General features: G+C 68.5%; 14 protein-coding genes. 3 read left to right on the top strand and 11 right to left on the bottom strand.

Annotation, left to right across the window (positions count from 1 at the left end; all coding sequences use genetic code 11):
- Positions 1-94: 94 nt before the first annotated feature.
- Both DTQ71_RS13650 and DTQ71_RS13645 read right to left on the bottom strand, forming a co-directional pair.
- Positions 95-2,899: a [protein-PII] uridylyltransferase gene (locus tag DTQ71_RS13650; RefSeq protein WP_109564860.1), complete on the bottom strand. Its 2,805-nt coding sequence runs from the start codon at positions 2,897-2,899 to the stop codon at positions 95-97.
- Positions 2,868-4,064 carry a penicillin-binding protein activator gene (locus DTQ71_RS13645; RefSeq protein WP_109564859.1) on the bottom strand — a complete coding sequence of 399 codons (1,197 nt, stop codon included), beginning with the start codon at positions 4,062-4,064 and terminating at the stop codon, positions 2,868-2,870. Before DTQ71_RS13645 ends, DTQ71_RS13650 begins: the two co-directional genes overlap by 32 nt.
- A 107-nt stretch (positions 4,065-4,171) precedes the next feature.
- Between DTQ71_RS13645 and rsmI the strand changes: the two genes are divergently transcribed.
- The 3 genes from rsmI (at position 4,172) to gshB (ending at position 6,439) form a co-directional block, all read left to right on the top strand.
- Positions 4,172-5,026, top strand: coding sequence for a 16S rRNA (cytidine(1402)-2'-O)-methyltransferase (rsmI, locus tag DTQ71_RS13640; protein WP_109564858.1), 855 nt, complete (start codon positions 4,172-4,174; stop codon positions 5,024-5,026).
- Positions 5,023-5,394 (top strand): YraN family protein, encoded by a 372-nt coding sequence (locus DTQ71_RS13635; protein WP_109564857.1) that lies wholly within the window; start codon positions 5,023-5,025, stop codon positions 5,392-5,394. Before rsmI ends, DTQ71_RS13635 begins: the two co-directional genes overlap by 4 nt.
- A gap of 79 nt (positions 5,395-5,473) precedes the next feature.
- Positions 5,474-6,439: a glutathione synthase gene (gshB, locus tag DTQ71_RS13630; protein ID WP_109564856.1), complete on the top strand. Its 966-nt coding sequence runs from the start codon at positions 5,474-5,476 to the stop codon at positions 6,437-6,439.
- Here the strand turns inward: gshB and DTQ71_RS13625 are convergent.
- The 9 genes from DTQ71_RS13625 to DTQ71_RS13585 all read right to left on the bottom strand — a co-directional run bounded on the left by DTQ71_RS13625 (position 6,420) and on the right by DTQ71_RS13585 (position 14,820).
- Positions 6,420-6,746: a hypothetical protein gene (locus tag DTQ71_RS13625; protein ID WP_109564855.1), complete on the bottom strand. Its 327-nt coding sequence runs from the start codon at positions 6,744-6,746 to the stop codon at positions 6,420-6,422. The two genes, gshB and DTQ71_RS13625, sit on opposite strands and share 20 nt — an antisense overlap.
- A complete protein-coding gene (locus DTQ71_RS13620; protein WP_109564854.1) occupies positions 6,743-7,825 on the bottom strand; it encodes an EscU/YscU/HrcU family type III secretion system export apparatus switch protein in 1,083 nt (360 codons plus the stop codon). Before DTQ71_RS13620 ends, DTQ71_RS13625 begins: the two co-directional genes overlap by 4 nt.
- Positions 7,822-8,577, bottom strand: a complete 756-nt coding sequence (locus DTQ71_RS13615) for a flagellar biosynthetic protein FliR (RefSeq protein WP_245947526.1) — start codon at positions 8,575-8,577, stop codon at positions 7,822-7,824. Before DTQ71_RS13615 ends, DTQ71_RS13620 begins: the two co-directional genes overlap by 4 nt.
- Positions 8,574-10,631, bottom strand: a complete 2,058-nt coding sequence (locus DTQ71_RS13610) for a flagellar biosynthesis protein FlhA (RefSeq protein ID WP_109564853.1) — start codon at positions 10,629-10,631, stop codon at positions 8,574-8,576. The genes DTQ71_RS13615 and DTQ71_RS13610 overlap by 4 nt, the downstream gene beginning before the upstream one ends.
- Before the next feature lie 83 nt (positions 10,632-10,714).
- On the bottom strand, positions 10,715-12,481 hold the full coding sequence (locus DTQ71_RS13605; RefSeq protein ID WP_109564852.1) for a hypothetical protein: 1,767 nt from the start codon (positions 12,479-12,481) through the stop codon (positions 10,715-10,717).
- Entirely contained in the window at positions 12,478-13,341 is an 864-nt protein-coding gene (gene motA / locus DTQ71_RS13600; RefSeq protein WP_109564851.1) for a flagellar motor stator protein MotA, read from the bottom strand. The genes DTQ71_RS13605 and motA overlap by 4 nt, the downstream gene beginning before the upstream one ends.
- Positions 13,338-13,925, bottom strand: a complete 588-nt coding sequence (locus tag DTQ71_RS13595) for a MotE family protein (RefSeq protein WP_109564850.1) — start codon at positions 13,923-13,925, stop codon at positions 13,338-13,340. Before DTQ71_RS13595 ends, motA begins: the two co-directional genes overlap by 4 nt.
- A complete protein-coding gene (locus DTQ71_RS13590) occupies positions 13,922-14,335 on the bottom strand; it encodes a hypothetical protein (protein WP_109564849.1) in 414 nt (137 codons plus the stop codon). The genes DTQ71_RS13595 and DTQ71_RS13590 overlap by 4 nt, the downstream gene beginning before the upstream one ends.
- Positions 14,332-14,820 (bottom strand): flagellar basal body-associated FliL family protein, encoded by a 489-nt coding sequence (locus DTQ71_RS13585; RefSeq protein WP_109564848.1) that lies wholly within the window; start codon positions 14,818-14,820, stop codon positions 14,332-14,334. The genes DTQ71_RS13590 and DTQ71_RS13585 overlap by 4 nt, the downstream gene beginning before the upstream one ends.
- Positions 14,821-14,837: the final 17 nt, after the last annotated feature.

The following is a 14,837-nucleotide window of genomic DNA, read 5'->3' as shown; positions in this document are numbered from 1 at the left end:
GGATTCCCGTGACTTGCGCGATCTAAGCCCTGCGTGGCCCGCCCCCGGGATCTGGCGGCGACGGGCATCGCGGGGGCGGGGGACAACCCCGAGCCTATGCCCCCGCCCGCTCCGCCGCGCGCGTGATGGCGGCGCGGAGCTTCTTTTCCAGGGTGTCCTGTTTGGACTTGGACCAGAGCTTCAGGCCGAAGATATCCTTGACGTAGAATACGTCGACCACCTGCGCCCCATAGGTCGCGACCACCGCCTGGCTGATCTGGATGTTGGCCGCGGCCAGTGCCTGGGTCAGGTCGTAGAGCAGGCCCGGGCGGTCGCGGGTATCCACCTCGATCAGGGTGTAGATGTCGGAGCCCTCGTTGTCGAAGCTGATATTGGTCGGCATCGAGAACTTGCGCTCGCGCTTCTTGATCTCGCGCCCTTCCAGCGCGGTGCGGGTGACGACCTCGCCGCGCAGCGTCCGCTCGATCATGCTGCGCAGGCGCGGCAGGCGCGCGGCTTCGTAGGGATGGCCCTCCGCGTCCTGGAGCCAGTAGACGGTCACGGCATAGCCGTCCTTGGAGGTGTAGCTGCGGGCGTCGACGATATTGGCGCCGACCAGGCTCACGGCGCCGGCTAGCCGCGAGAAAACGCCCGGGTGATCCTGACAGGCCATCAGCGCGCGGGTCGCGTCGCGATCTTCGTCGGCTTCCAGTTCGACCCGGACCTCGCCATCGGGCAAGTCCTTGAGAAGATGCGCGAAGCGGACCTGCGCTGCGGTCGGGATGCCCTGCCAGTAGGGGCCGTAATGACGGCCGATCTCGGCGCGCAGCTCGGCCTCGGGCCAGTCCACCGCCTCGCGGAACAGCTGCTTGGCGCGGGCCTCCCGGGTCTCGCGGTTGACGTCCTCCAGCCCGTTCTCCAGCGCGGAAGCCGTGGCGCGGTGCAGTGCGCGCAGCATCTGCGCCTTCCAGTTGTTCCAGACGTAAGGCCCGACCCCGCGAATGTCGCAGACGGTCAGGACGGTCAGCAGGTCCAGCCGCTCGCGGGTCTTCACCGCCTTGGCGAAGTCGCGGATCGTCCGGGGGTCGGAGATGTCGCGCTTCTGGCTCATGTCCGACATCAGCAGGTGATGGCGCACCAGCCATTCGATCGTCTCGCATTCTTTGGGCTTCAGCCCCAGCCGCGGGGCGACCGTGCGGGCGATGCGTGCGCCGAGGATCGAATGATCCTCGGGCCGGCCTTTGCCGATATCGTGCAGCAGCAGCGCCACATAGAGCACCCGCCGGTTCACCCCTCGGGCCAGGATCTCGGACGAGAGCGGAAGGCTCTCCTCCAATTCGCCGCGCTCGATCTGGGAGAGGTTGGAGATCACCTGAATCGTGTGCTCGTCCACCGTGTAGGAGTGATACATATTGAACTGCATCATCGCGACGATGGGGGCGAATTCGGGGATGAAGGCCGAGAGGATCTCCAGCTCGTTCATCCGTCGCAGCGCCCGCTCCGGGTTGCCGTGGCGCAGAAGCAGGTTGAGGAAAAGCTTCGCCGCCTCGCGATTCTCGCGCATGTCCCGATCGATCAGATGCTTGTTGGCCGACAGCAGCCGCATCGAATGGGGATGCAGGAGAAGGCCGGTCCGCAGCGCCTCCTCGAAGATGCGCAGCAGGTTCAGCTTGTCGGACAGGAACGCGGTCTCGTCCTCGACGTCCAGACGGCCCTGGCGGACCTGGTAGGGCGGCTTGACCTTGCGGCGGCGCTTGAAGAGGCCCAGCAGGGCGGGCTCCGACTTGGTGTTATCCGCCTCCAGCGCGGTCAGCAGGATGCGTGTCAGCTCGCCCACCTTGGTGGCGTGACGGAAATAGGCCTGCATGAAATGCTCGACCGCCCGCCGCCCGGCATGGTCGGAATAGCCCATGCGCGCCGCCACCTCGACCTGCATGTCGAAGGTCAGCATGTCGGCGGCCCGGCCCGAGATCAGGTGCAGGTGGCACCGCACGCACCACAGGAACCGCTCCGCCGCCTCGAAGGCCGCGAATTCCTCGGCGGTGAAGACGCCTAGCGACACCAGGTCGGCGGTCTCGGCCACGCCATAGCGATACTTGGCGATCCAGTAGAGGGTCTGGAGGTCGCGGAGCCCGCCCTTGGCCTCCTTGACGTTCGGCTCCAGCAGATAGCGCTGGCCGCCTTGCTTCTGATGTCGCTCGGCCCGCTCCGCGAGCTTCGCTTCGATGAATTCCGGCACGGTGCCGACGAAAAGCTGGTCCCAGAGCCTGTCCTGCAAGGTCTGCGCCAATCCGGCATCGCCGCAGATCGGGCGCTGCTCCAACAGGGCGGTGCGGATGGTCATGTCGTCGCCGGCGAGGCGGATGCAATCCCGCACGGTTCGGGTGGCATGGCCGACTTTCAGCTTCAGATCCCAGAGGATGTAGAGCATCGTCTCGACCACGCTCTCGACCCAGGGCGTGACCTTGGACGGGGTCAGGAACAGCAGATCGACATCCGAATAGGGCGCCATCTCGCCGCGACCATAGCCGCCCACGGCGATGATCGCGAAGCGCTCCCCCCGCGTGGGGTTGGGGCAAGGATGCAGATGGGTGATGGCGACATGCCAGACGGCCTGGATGATCCGGTCGGTCAGATAGGCGTAGCTATGGGTCACGCGCCGGGCGCGGGTCGGATCCTGGGCGAAGCCCGAGGCGATGGCCGCGCGGCCCGCGTCGCGGGCGCCGCGGAGGATCTCGACGGCGGCGCGGCGGGCCGAAAGCTTGTCGGGGGCGGCGCGCACCGCCTCCGACAGGGCCGGCATAGCGGTCTCCCGGTCGAAGATCGCCTCCGGCGCCGCGATCAGAGCGACCTTTTCCGGGGCGGGCGGAGCCGCTCGGAGGAGCGGCTCAGGAGCGGGGGCCGAAGCGGTTCGGGGCAGGGGACACCACCTGGATTTGACGGTTTACGATCTGCGCGACGGCCAGGCTGCGCTGGATCGACCCATCGGGCAGGAGACGGAATACCCCGCCCACGCCCGCGAAGCCAGAGGGCGCCGTCAGCGTGGTCCGACCGACCGTGTCGCCCCGGCGGGAAATCGCGCCGATCGCGGCCATCCCGTCATAGGCCAGCCCCGCCAGCGGATGCGGCGCCGCGGCGTAGGCGCCGCGATAGCGCGCCTCGAACTGCTGGGCCGGGGCCGGGTCGGGCAGGGTGAAATAACCCCCTTGCAGCGCCGGCAGGGTGCGCGCGTCGAAGGGAATGTCCCAGCGGGTCAGGCCGAGATAGCGCACCTGCTCGCCGCCCACACCCGCCTCGGTCAGAAGCTGCGCGATGACCGGCAGGTCGCCCGCGGTGTTGCCCGTCAGAAAGACCGCGTTGGAGCCGGTCGCGCCGACCTGCCGCGCGATGGTGGGCACGGCGGCCTGGATCCCCGCCTGGCTCAGCGGATAGGCGATGTTGCCGGTGATCTGCGCGCCGGTCCCCGGGGCCGCGCGCGCGATGGCCTCGGCGGCGATCCGGCCGGCTTGGCCGTCGTTATGGGTTACCAGAACCCGGTTGCGCCCCTGGCTGGCCGCGAAGGTCAGCAGGCGCTGGGCGACATTGTCGAACGTGTTGCCCAGGACCCAGACATTGCCGCCGGCGACTGAGATGTTGTTGGAGAAGCTGAGCACCGGAACGCCCGAGGTCGATGCGGCCACGCCCGCGGCGGCGGCGTTGTCGGCGTAGAGCGGGCCGAGGACCACCTGCGCGCCCGCGGCGATCGCCTGCTGCGTGGCGGTCTGCGCCCCGCTGGCCGTGCCCTGGGTGGGATAGACGTTAACCTCGACCGCGCCGCCCAGATCGGCGGCGGCGAGGCGGGCGGCGTTCTCCAGGCTGCGGGCGACCTGCGTGTCGGTCTCCCGCGCCGATCCGTAGGGCACCAGAAGGGCGACCTGCGTCGGGCCGCTGCGGCGCACGCCCTCGCCGCCGTCGCCCGCAACGGGGGCCGCGACCTGACAGGCCGCAAGCACGCCCGCGGCCAGGACCAGACCGGCGGCCTTGCGCGCCCGGCGCAGGAATGAGACGCATCGCGCGCCTGCTGTGCCTGATGTCAGGGTGGTCATGGACTTGGCCTCCGGATGTTGTGCCGCACGGGGATCGTCGATGTCCATGTGGACCCTAAGGCGGGGGGCAGGCGGAGTAAACGGCGGATGGCCGGGAGGGAGCGCTGATGGCGGAGGAGAGCGGGATCGAGCCGGGATTGTACCTCGTGGCGGTGCCCATCGGGGCGGCGCGGGACATCACGCTGCACGCGCTGGACCTGTTGCGCGGGGCCGACATCGTGGCCGCGGAGGACACGCGCTCGCTGCGCCGCCTGATGGAGATCCATGGCGTGCCGCTCGGCGAGCGTCCGCTCATCCCCTATCACGACCATAACGGCGAACGGGTCCGGCCCCGCCTGCTGGCTGCCCTGCGGGAGGGGCGCTCGGTCGCCTATGCGTCCGAGGCGGGGACGCCGCTGATCGCCGATCCCGGCTTTCAACTGGGCGCCGCCGCTCGGGCGGCGGGCGTGCCGGTGCGCGCCGCCCCCGGCGCCTCGGCGGTCCTGACGGCGCTCTGCGTGGGGGGCTTGCCCACCGACCGTTTCACCTTCGCGGGCTTCCTGCCGCCCAAGCGCGCCGCCCGCCGCGCGGCCCTGTCGGAGCTCGCAGCGGCGCCGGGGACGCTGGTTCTCTACGAGGCGCCCCGCCGTCTCGGCGCGCTCCTGGCCGACGCCGCCGAGCTGTTCGGCGACCGCCGCGCCGCTGTCTGCCGGGAGCTGACGAAACGGTTCGAGGAGGTGGTCGAAGGCACCCTGCCCGAACTGGCCGACCGCTTCGCCGGAGAGCCGCCGCGGGGCGAAATCGTCGTCCTGATCGACCGCGCCGCCCCGGCGGAGACCGACCAAGGCACGGTAGAGAACATGTTGCGGGACGCCCTGGAGACCATGTCGCTAAAATCCGCTGTAAAAGACGTTTCCCAGCGGGCCGGCGTCGCGCGTAACCTCGTCTATGAGATGGCCTTGCGGATGAGGGACGGCGGATGAGCGATATGCGCAAGCGACGGGGCGCCACGGCCTACCAGGCCGGCCGCGTCGCCGAGGATCAGGTCTCGCGCTACTACGAGCGGTCGGGCCATGTCATCGCCGCCCGCCGATGGCGCGGCGTGGGCGGGGAGATCGATGTCATCCTCCAGGACGGCGCGCGCACCGTCTTCGTCGAGGTCAAGCGGGGGCCGACCCATGCCGAGGCCGCCATGCGCCTGGGCGCGCGACAAATCGCGCGCCTGTTCGACTGCGCCGCCGAATACATGGGAAGCCTGCCCGATGGCCAGCTGTCCGAGGTGCGCTTCGATTTGGCCTTGGTCGACGGCACTGGCCGGATCGAGGTGATCGAGAACGCGCTCGCCGCCTGAGCGGGCTGCACGGGCGCACATTGCCCCCGGGCGGGCCTTGAGGCATGGCTCTTGTGGACGTGTTTCGCCGGAGGTTCCCATGCCCGCTTCGACCCCGCTCAAGGTCGCCTTCCAGATGGACCCGATCGAGGGCGTCGATATCGACGCCGACAGCTCCTTCCGCCTCGCCCTCGAGGCGCAGGCGCGGGGGCATTCGCTGTTCATCTACAAACCCGACAAGATCGCCTATGTCGAGGACCGCATCGTCGCTCGTGGATGCGACCTGGAGGTGCGGCGCGAGCGGGGCAACCACGCCACGCTGGGCGGGATGCGCGAGGTCGACCTGTCGGAGTTCGACGTGATCTGGCTGCGCCAGGATCCGCCCTTCGACATGGGATATATCACGACGACGCACCTTCTGGACCGGCTCACCCCGGGTGTGCTGGTCGTCAACGATCCGACTTGGGTGCGCAACTGGCCCGAAAAGCTGATGGTCCTGGACTTTCCCGACCTGACGCCCCCGACCGCCATCGCCCGCGACCTCGACATGCTCAAGGAATTCAAGCGGCGCCATGGCGACATCATCCTCAAACCGCTTTTCGGGAACGGGGGCGCAGGGGTGTTTCGGCTGACGCCGGAGGATCGGAACATCAACTCGCTGCACGAGCTGTTCACGGGCATCAATCGCGAGCCCCTCGTAGTGCAGAAATTCCTACCCGCCGTCTCCAAGGGCGACAAGCGCATCATCCTGGTGGACGGGGAGCCTGTCGGCGCCATCAACCGCGTGCCGGCTGAGGGAGAGACACGGTCCAACCTGCATGTCGGAGGGCGGCCCGAGCCGATCGGGTTGACCGACCGGGACCGGGAAATCTGCGCGCGGATCGGTGCCCGTCTGCGCGAGCGCGGGCAGGTCTTCGTAGGCATCGACGTGATCGGCGACTATCTGACCGAGATCAACCTGACCTCGCCCACCGGCCTGCAGGAGTTGGAGCGCTTCGACGGCACCAATGCCAGCGCCCTGATCTGGGAGGCGATCGAGCGCCGGGTCAGCGCCGCCGCGGCCTGAGCCGCGCGATCACGGCCTCGCGGGCGCGGTCGCGCGCATGTGCCTCGCGCAGCGGTTGTGCGGCGGCTTCGGCCAGGGCGAGGTCCATCGAGAGGCGGCGGAGCCGATCGGCGCGCCAGATGTCGTGCTTGTCCTGGACGATCGCTTGAGCCACGTCCGTGACCTCGGCGCGGGGCGCATCCCGGAGTTGGCTCACCTGAGCGCGCAGCGCGTCCACCTTCGCTTGGCGCGGCGCTAGCCGCGCGGCCGAGCGCGCGCTGCGCAAGGCCGCCAGCTGTGCAAGTTGCTGGAGTTCTGAGGTCTTCACCCCCGTCCCCGCGCTTTCTCCCGCATCTCTTGCGCGAACCGGATGGCGGCGGCGACCGCCGCGAAATGGACCCGGTCGATCGGGTCGCCCAGCTTGACCCCGGCATGCAGCGCCCGCGCCGTTGCCGGGTCGCGGTGGATGGGGATGTCATGCGCCGCCGCGATCTCGCGGATGCGGGCCGCGATCTCGTCCACACCTTTGGCGACGACAACCGGCGGCGTGGGATCGGTCGGCGACCATTTCAGTGCGACGGCGTAATGCGTCGGGTTCACGACGATCACGGCCGCGTCGGGAACGTCCTTGAGCATCTTGTTGGTCGCCAATTCGCGCGCGCGCTCCTGCCGGCGGGCCTTGAGGTGCGGATCGCCCTCAGACTGCTTCATCTCGTCCAGAACCTCCTGCCGGGTCATCCGGTTCTTGGCGAGATGGCTGTGGCGCTGCCAAGCATAGTCGATCACGGCAATTGTCGCGGAGACGATCATGACGGCGATCAGGAACGCGCCGGTGAGCGAGGGGATGAGGCCCGCGACCTTGCGCGGATCGAGGGCCGCCGCGCTGACGATCTGGTCGGCATGCTTGGCCAGGAACCAGACCAGGAGGCCGCTATAGATCGTCATCTTAAGGGCCGACTTCCCGAATTCGAACAGACCGTTGGCGCCGAACTTGTTCTTGGCGTTCGCGAGCGGGCTGATGCGGGAGAGCTTGGGCGCCAGTTTTGAGGGCGCGACCACGAACGCCTGCTGCGCGATGAGCGAGGCCAGCACGAGCAGCGCGGCAGGGGCCACCAGCCAGACGCAGAGACGCAGCGCCTCGGCCAGGACGGCGCCGGACGCGCCGGCCCCGCCCTCGGCCAGTGGGCGCGACCAGCGGTCCGCCCCTTCGAGCAGCGTGCCGCCGAGATCCAGCATCGATTGCGCGACCGCGCCCGAGGCGACGGCCAGCGTCAGCAAGGCCCCCAGATAGGAAGCGGCGACGCCCACATCCTGCGACTTGACGATCTCGCCTTTCTTGCGCGCTTCCCGCAGCTTTTGGGGCGTCGGCTCATGGCTGCGCTCGGCCCCGTCGTCGGCCCCGCTCATGGCAGCGCGCCCGAGATCGGGTCGGCCAGGACCGCCAGCATCTCCCCCTTCCAGGCGGTCAGGATCACAGGCGCCGCCAGCAGCAGCACGACGCCCGAGGCGCCGGTGATGGCCGGCGCGCCGACCAGCGCCACCATCAGCTGCGGCATGGCGCGATTGATGACGCCCATCGCCATGTTGTAGATGAGCGCCGCCAGCGCGAAGGGCGCGGCCAGCCCGAAAGCCAGGGCAAAGGCATGGGCCAGCCGGGACACGCCCCAGATCGCCACGTCGCTGCCGGGCATGACGGCGCCCATTGGCAACACGTCGTAAGATCGCACGATCATCTCGACCAGCCAGACCGGCAGCCCCGCCACCATGATCAGGCACAGCCCGGCGATGTTCAGCGTGTTGCCGATGGCCGAGGACGGCTCCACATTGCCGAAAAGCTGTGCGAGCGAGGTCAATTGCGCCGCCATCGTGCCCGCCATCAGGAGCGCCTGGGCCACGCAGCGCAGGACCGCGCCGAAAGCGACGCCGATGGCGCCCTCGGATGCGATCAGGGCCGGGGTGATCGCGCCGGGCGGGGCGATGACTGGCGTGGCCGCCACCGCCAAGGCGAAGCCTACGACCAGCCGGATACGAGTCGGGATCATCCGGTCGCCAAAGCCGGGCAGGAGCAGCATCATCGCGCCGACCCGCAGAAAGACCGCCAGGAACGCAAGGGCTTGCGGCATCGCCAAGTCATGCAGCTCGATCAGCGCCTCGGTCACGCTGCGACCGAGCCCACGATGGACGGCAAGGCCACCGACCCGATCTCTTCGTAGGAGATGACAGGGTTCGGCAGGCCCCGGGTTTGCAGCACCGCCTGCACGAAGCGGCGGCGCCGGGCGGTGGTCACGATGGCGGCGTTGGTGCCTTGCTCGGCCGCGCGGCCGATGCCGTCGGCCATGTTGGCGGCAAGCCTCTGGAACAGCTCCGGCGGGAGCGCGATGTCGCGCCCGCCGGCCCCCCCATCGACCTGATGACGGGCGAAGGCGTCCTCCCAGTCGGGGGCCAGTTGTAGCAGGGGCACCGTGCCGTCCGGGCGTTTGAGTTCGGCGGTGATCTGGTCGGCGAGACGGTGGCGGACATGCTCGGCCGTGTCCTCGGGGGTCGCATCCATATCCCGGCGGGCGGCGATCGTCTCCAGGATGACCGGCAGATTGCGCACCGAAACCCGCTCCGCCAGCAGGTGGCGTAGGACGGCGAGCAGCGTGTCATGGCTGACCTTTCCGGGAATAAGCTCTTCCAGCAGGCGGCGATTGGCGAGGGCCTTTTCCTCGGAGGAGACGCGGGCATAGGCGTCGAGCAGTTTCTGGAGTTCCTTGAGGCCCAGAAGAGCCGGAAAGTTCGACTTGATGATCTCCAGCAGATGGGTCGCCAGCACCTCGGTCGGGGTCACGTTCGTATGACCCGCCATCGCGTCGGCCTGGTCGGCGGGCACCCAGCGGGCGGGCGCGCCATAGACCGGCTCCTTGACGTCGCGGCCGGGCAGGGCGGGGGGGGCGCCGTCACCGGTCAGTACCAGGACATGGCCGCGCTCCAGCCGGTCGCGCGCCATCTCGACCCCGTGGATTCGGATTACATAGGTGCCCGAGGGCAGGCCGGCCTCGTCCGTCATCCGGATCTCGGGCAGGATGATGCCATAGCGCTCCGCGATATGGTTGCGCAGGCCGCTGATGCGACGCTCCAGCCCGTTGGACGGGTCGAGGGCGAGGTCGACGAGGTCGAGCGCGAACTCCACCCGGATCTCGTCCAGGTCGAGGATGTCGCCGATCGCTTTGTCCGGCGGGTGCGCCGGGGGCTCCCCCTCCTCCGCGGGGGCGGGGCGGTCCGCGCGCAGGCGCCAGAGAGCGAGGCCGGCGAGGACGAGCGCGCCCAGCATGAACGGCGCGAAGGGCAGGCCGGGGACGAAGGCGAAGACCGTCATGATGAGGGCGACGGCGGCCAGCGCCGCCGGGTGCCGGAAAATCTGTGCGGCGATGGCCGCGTCGATCGCCCCGGTGCCGCCGCCGCGCGCCAGCAGAAGGCCCGAGGCGATGGAGATGATGACCGCCGGGATCTGGCTAACCAGCCCGTCGCCCACCGTCAGAATGGCATAGACCTCCACCGCCTGGCCCAGAGGCATGCCGTGGATCAGCATGCCCGCGCTCAGCCCGACGACGAGGTTCAGCAGTGTGATCAACAGGCCCGCGATGGCGTCGCCCTTAACGAATTTCGACGCGCCATCGAGCGAGCCGAAAAAGGTCGTCTCCGCAAGTTCGGTCTCACGGCGGCGCTTGGCCTCTTCGTGATCGATTGCGCCGGCGGCGACGTCGCTGTCGATGGCCAGCTGCTTGCCCGGCATTCCGTCAAGGGCGAATCGCGCGCCGACCTCGGCCATCCGGGTCGCGCCCTTGGTGATGACGACGAAATTGACGATCAAAAGGACGCCGAACACCACGAGGCCCAGCGCGATGGAGCCGCCCATGACGAAGTTGGCGAAGCCCTCGATCACGTGACCGGCCGCGTCCGTGCCGGTATGCCCCTCGCCGATGATCAGCTTGGTCGACGACACGTTGAGCGACAGCCGGAGCATCAGCGACGCGAGCAGGATCGTCGGGAAAGAGGAAAAGTCGAGTGGCCGCTCGATGAATAGCGTCGTGGTGAAGATCAGGATCGCCAGCGCGAAAGAAACGGCCAGCCCCATGTCCAACACCCAGGACGGCATCGGCAGGATCATCATCAGGATCACCGCCATGAGGGCCAGGGCCATCAGGACGGTCGGTCTGAACAGCGAGCGCATCGGGGTCCCTTCTGGACGCGGGGTGCGGGCGTACCCGCAATCGAGGCTTACCGGCCCAGGGTTAACGCTGGGTTTCCTCGCGGTCAGTCAGGGGCATCGATCAGGCGTTGCAGAACCGCGGACAGCTCCGCGCTGCTTTCGATGGCGGCGGTCGCGCGGGAGAAATCGTCGAGGTCCGCCGAGGACGCATTACGGCGTTGCCGCAGGTCGGCCAATTGGCCCCGCCTGCTGTCCGGGTCGAGGGCGGTGAAGTCCCGCTCGATCCAGGCCCGTTCCTCCGGGCTGCCAAATGCGGCAGGAACCGGACCGGGAGGCGGCGCGGGTGCGCCGAAGCTCCGCAGCAGGGGGGTGAGCCCGAAAGCCTGGAGCGCAGCGCCCGCGCGGCGGGCGGCCGGTCCGCCCGGCGGCAGGGCCGGGCGCAGGCGCATGGCGACGAGAACCGCCTCTTCCGCTGGCAATTCCCGCAGGGCGAAGTCCAGCGTCTCCTCCGCGAGGTCGGCGCGCGTGCCGACCACCTCTTCCGCCTCTGTCAAATGCCCGGCGCGGACGAGGGCACGGGCCAACGCGCCGTCCAGATCGTCGCGCAGCGGACCGCTCGGAACGGATCGGCGCAGAGCGAGGCCATTGGCGAGCGCTTCTGGCGTCGCCGGGACCGCCCCGTCGCTCAGGGCGGCGAGCGTGGCGTCGATTGCCGCCAGATCGGTGCCGGCCGCAACGGGCAGATGCGCGGTCGGAGGGTCGCGTGGAGGGGGATCGAGGAAGAGCAGATCCTCGCGTCCCAGGCGCCGTAAGGCGGGCCGGAGCCGGGGCAGGAGATCGTCGCGGGTTGCCCGGGGCAGTCTATCCACGAAACGTGCGAAGGCGGTCTCATCGACATTACGCCAGTCTGCGTCGGCGACGCCGGCGAGCAGCGCAAGCACGGCCGTCGCCGGCCCGCAGGTCGCGTCCAGCGCAGCGGCTTCACCATCAAGCCCCGGCAGGCCGTCGAGCGCGTCGGCGATGGTGAGCAAGGCTGCATCGGGCGTTTGCGGCCCCATGCGAAGCACTTGCCCGGCTTCGGCCCCCCAACCCAAGGTCAGATAGGCGTTGGCCAAAGCGGCGTAGGCGGAAGGGATCGGAACGCCAACGTCGTCGACGAGGCCAGCGTGCAGGTTGGGCAGATCGCCGAGGGCTGCCTGCCGATCCGATTGCAGAAAGATCGTGGCGCGATCTTCTTCGGCGCAGGCAGTGCGGGCGATTTCGACGGGGGCGTTCGGGACCTCAGACGGGAGGAGCGGTCTGCGCCCCAAGGTCCGGATCGAGATCTGCGCCGAGCCCACCGGCAGGGCGGAAACGGCGGGTTCGGACACCTTGGCCTGGGGGGCGGCGGCGGCCACCTGCCCTGATGTCTCGTGCGGCTCCAGTCGGAAGGTCGGCAGCGAGGCCAAACGCAGCGGTAACGATACGACCTCGGCCTCCGTTTCGGCGGAGGGGGGGCGGGTTGCATCCGTGTCCGCGGCGGTGATGTCGACGACCACATGGCCCGAGTGGATTTGAAACACGTTTACATCGCAATCGCAGGCTAGATCCAGCTTAAGCCGGCCGCCTCCGGTCTCGATATCTGCCAAGCGCGAGCGCGGGATACGATCAAAGACCGTGCTGGTATCGAATTCGCGCTCCGGGTTGCCGAAATCCAATGTCACGCGGTTTCCAGCCCGGCTCTCCGTCCAGCGTGCCCCAGTTTGGGCCGGGAAGACGAGTCGCGTGAAGTTCGCGTGTTCGCCGGAGCGCACCGGCGTGTCCTGCGCGCCCGCAGGCAACGCCAAGAGCGCCATGCACAACGCCAGCACGGAGGCCCAAGCATGGGTCATGCCGCTTTTCTTTGCTTTAGCGCGTCCTCCAAGTCCGAATAGCTCGGCCGGAAGTGGGTTGGCGTGTTCTGCCGCCCGACCTCGATGCAGATATTGGTGGCGTGGTTGTGCAAATTCGCGACCAGCACCTCCTGGATGAGGCTGTAGAAGTGGCTGTCCTGGTCCGCTACAGCCCCCAGCCGGACCGAGATCGGACCGACCAGACCATAGGACAGGAAGACCCCAAGGAATGTGCCGACCAGCGCGCCGCCGATCAGCCCGCCCAGCACTTCCGGCGGCTGATCGATGGAACCCATAGTCTTGATGACCCCCAGCACCGCCGCCACGATTCCCAGCGCCGGGAGCGCATCAGCGACCGTCTGCAAGGCGTGGCTCGGATGCTTGGCGTGATGCAGGTTCTCCTCCAACCGGGCGGCGAGCACCTCCTCGACCTGATGGGGATCGTCGTAGTTCAGGGAGGCCGCGCGCAGGGTGTCGCAGATCAGCGCGACCGCCTCCTTGTCGGCGAGGATGCGCGGATAGTCGGCGAAGATCTCGGACTCGGCGGGGTTCTCAATATGCTCTTCGAGGGCCACGGGATTTTGCCGGCCCAGCCGCATCAGCGCATAGAGCAGGCAGAGCAGATCGCGATAGTCGCCGGGCTTCCAGTGCGGTCCCTTGAAGGCCTTGCCGACGGAGCGCAGCACTTGCTTTATCTCGGAGCTGCTATTGGCGATCAGGAAGGCGCCGATCGCCGCGCCCCCGATCATTGTCATCTCGTGGGGCAGCGCGTGGATGATGATCGCCATCTTGCCACCGGCCCACATATAGCCGCCGAAGACCAGCACGAAGACGCAGACGATGCCGACGATGCCGATCATTCTTCGCCCTCCCGCGCGGCGTTGGCATTGCGGCCCGCGATCCAGACGCTCAGCGCATAGGCCTGTTCGGGCGAGAGGCTGGAAAAGATGGCCGCCGCTGCGTCGGGCCGCATCCGGCCCAGGAAACCTGCCGCAAAACCCGCATCCATGGTCTCGAACAGAGCGGCGGCGTCCTTGGGTTTCATCCCTTCATAGACGGTGACGAGACGGGCCACGTCCTCTTCCGAAGCGCTGTCGGAGACAAACATCCGGGCTTCGAGCGCGGCGCGGGCGGTGGCCATCTCTTCCAGGGACGCCCGAATCTCCTGACGGGCGAGGCGGGCATCCTGCTCACGCAGGGCGACCTGCCGCTCGCGTTCCTCCAACTCGGCGTCGCGCACCGCGATCGCGCGCAGCAGGTCGGATACCTCGCTAGAGGGGGGGCAAAGCAGCGCGGCGGGCGCGGGCGGTGAGGGCGTAGCTTCGGTGCCATCCGGCATACTCGCGATGCTGGCCGAGACGATCCGGGCCAGCGCCGAAAGCGCGAGCACCGTCAGAAGGGCTGCAAAGAACAGGCGGCGTGTGCGGGAGATCAACGACGTCATCTGGCAAGACTCCGCTCAGGTTTGGGACGGGTCGCTCGAAAAGTGGGGACGATCTCGGGTGGCTCGGGATCGGGTGTGTCAAGCTGCGCCTCGAGATCGGCTTCGATGTCTTCCATCCCTGCGAGCAACAGCTCTAGCCGCCCGATGCGGTCGTCTGCGGCAGCGATCGCATCCCGTAACTGGTCCGCCTTGTCATCGGCCTGCTCCTGCGCTTGGGCGAGGTCGGTCTGCAATGCCGCGACCCTCGCCGAGAGCGCCTGGACCGCATCATCGTCCTCTGGCGCGGCGGCGGGCTTGCCCTCCAGCTTGTCGAGGGCGCGGAGGCGGCCTGAAAGCATCCAACAATAGGCCCCGATGCCACCGGTCGCCAGCAGAAGAAGCAGGTCGGAAAGAAGGGGCAGGATAGTCATGTGATCACAAAATCCACGATGAGCAGATCCGAGACCGCGTCGGGTCCGGTCAGCAATTGCAGTCGGCGCAGCAGCTGCGCGCGAATCCGCAACAGCGCCGCCGGGTTCTCCAGCGTCCGGAGGTCGAGCGCCCGCAGATAGGTCGCGAAGATGTCGAGGATCCGCGGCTGCAAGGCAGCCAGGTCGGCCCCGTTCGCCGCGCTCAGTTCCAGGAAAGCCCGGAAGCGCAGCTGTCGTATCGAGCCCTCCCCTCCGACGGTGATCGTCAGCGGATCGAGTTCGAGAAATGTGGGCGCCGCTGGACCGGCGGCCGGATCCGCCGCCGGAGTCGCCGCGGCACCGCTGCTTAGCATCCCCGTATAGGCCGCCCAAAAACCGCCGCCCCCCAGAACCAGCGCCAGAATCACCGTGGCGGCCCAACCGATACGGCCCAGCCCCCCTTTTTTTTGCTGGTCTTCTCCGAGTTCTGCGGTTGCGTCGGCCATTGGGGCACCCTTCTCGC

This window comes from Jannaschia seohaensis, from assembly GCF_900116765.1.
Lineage (GTDB): Bacteria > Pseudomonadota > Alphaproteobacteria > Rhodobacterales > Rhodobacteraceae > Jannaschia > Jannaschia seohaensis.
The sequence above is the reverse complement of the archived record's forward strand: the minus strand, read 5'-3'. Positions and strand labels throughout refer to the sequence as shown.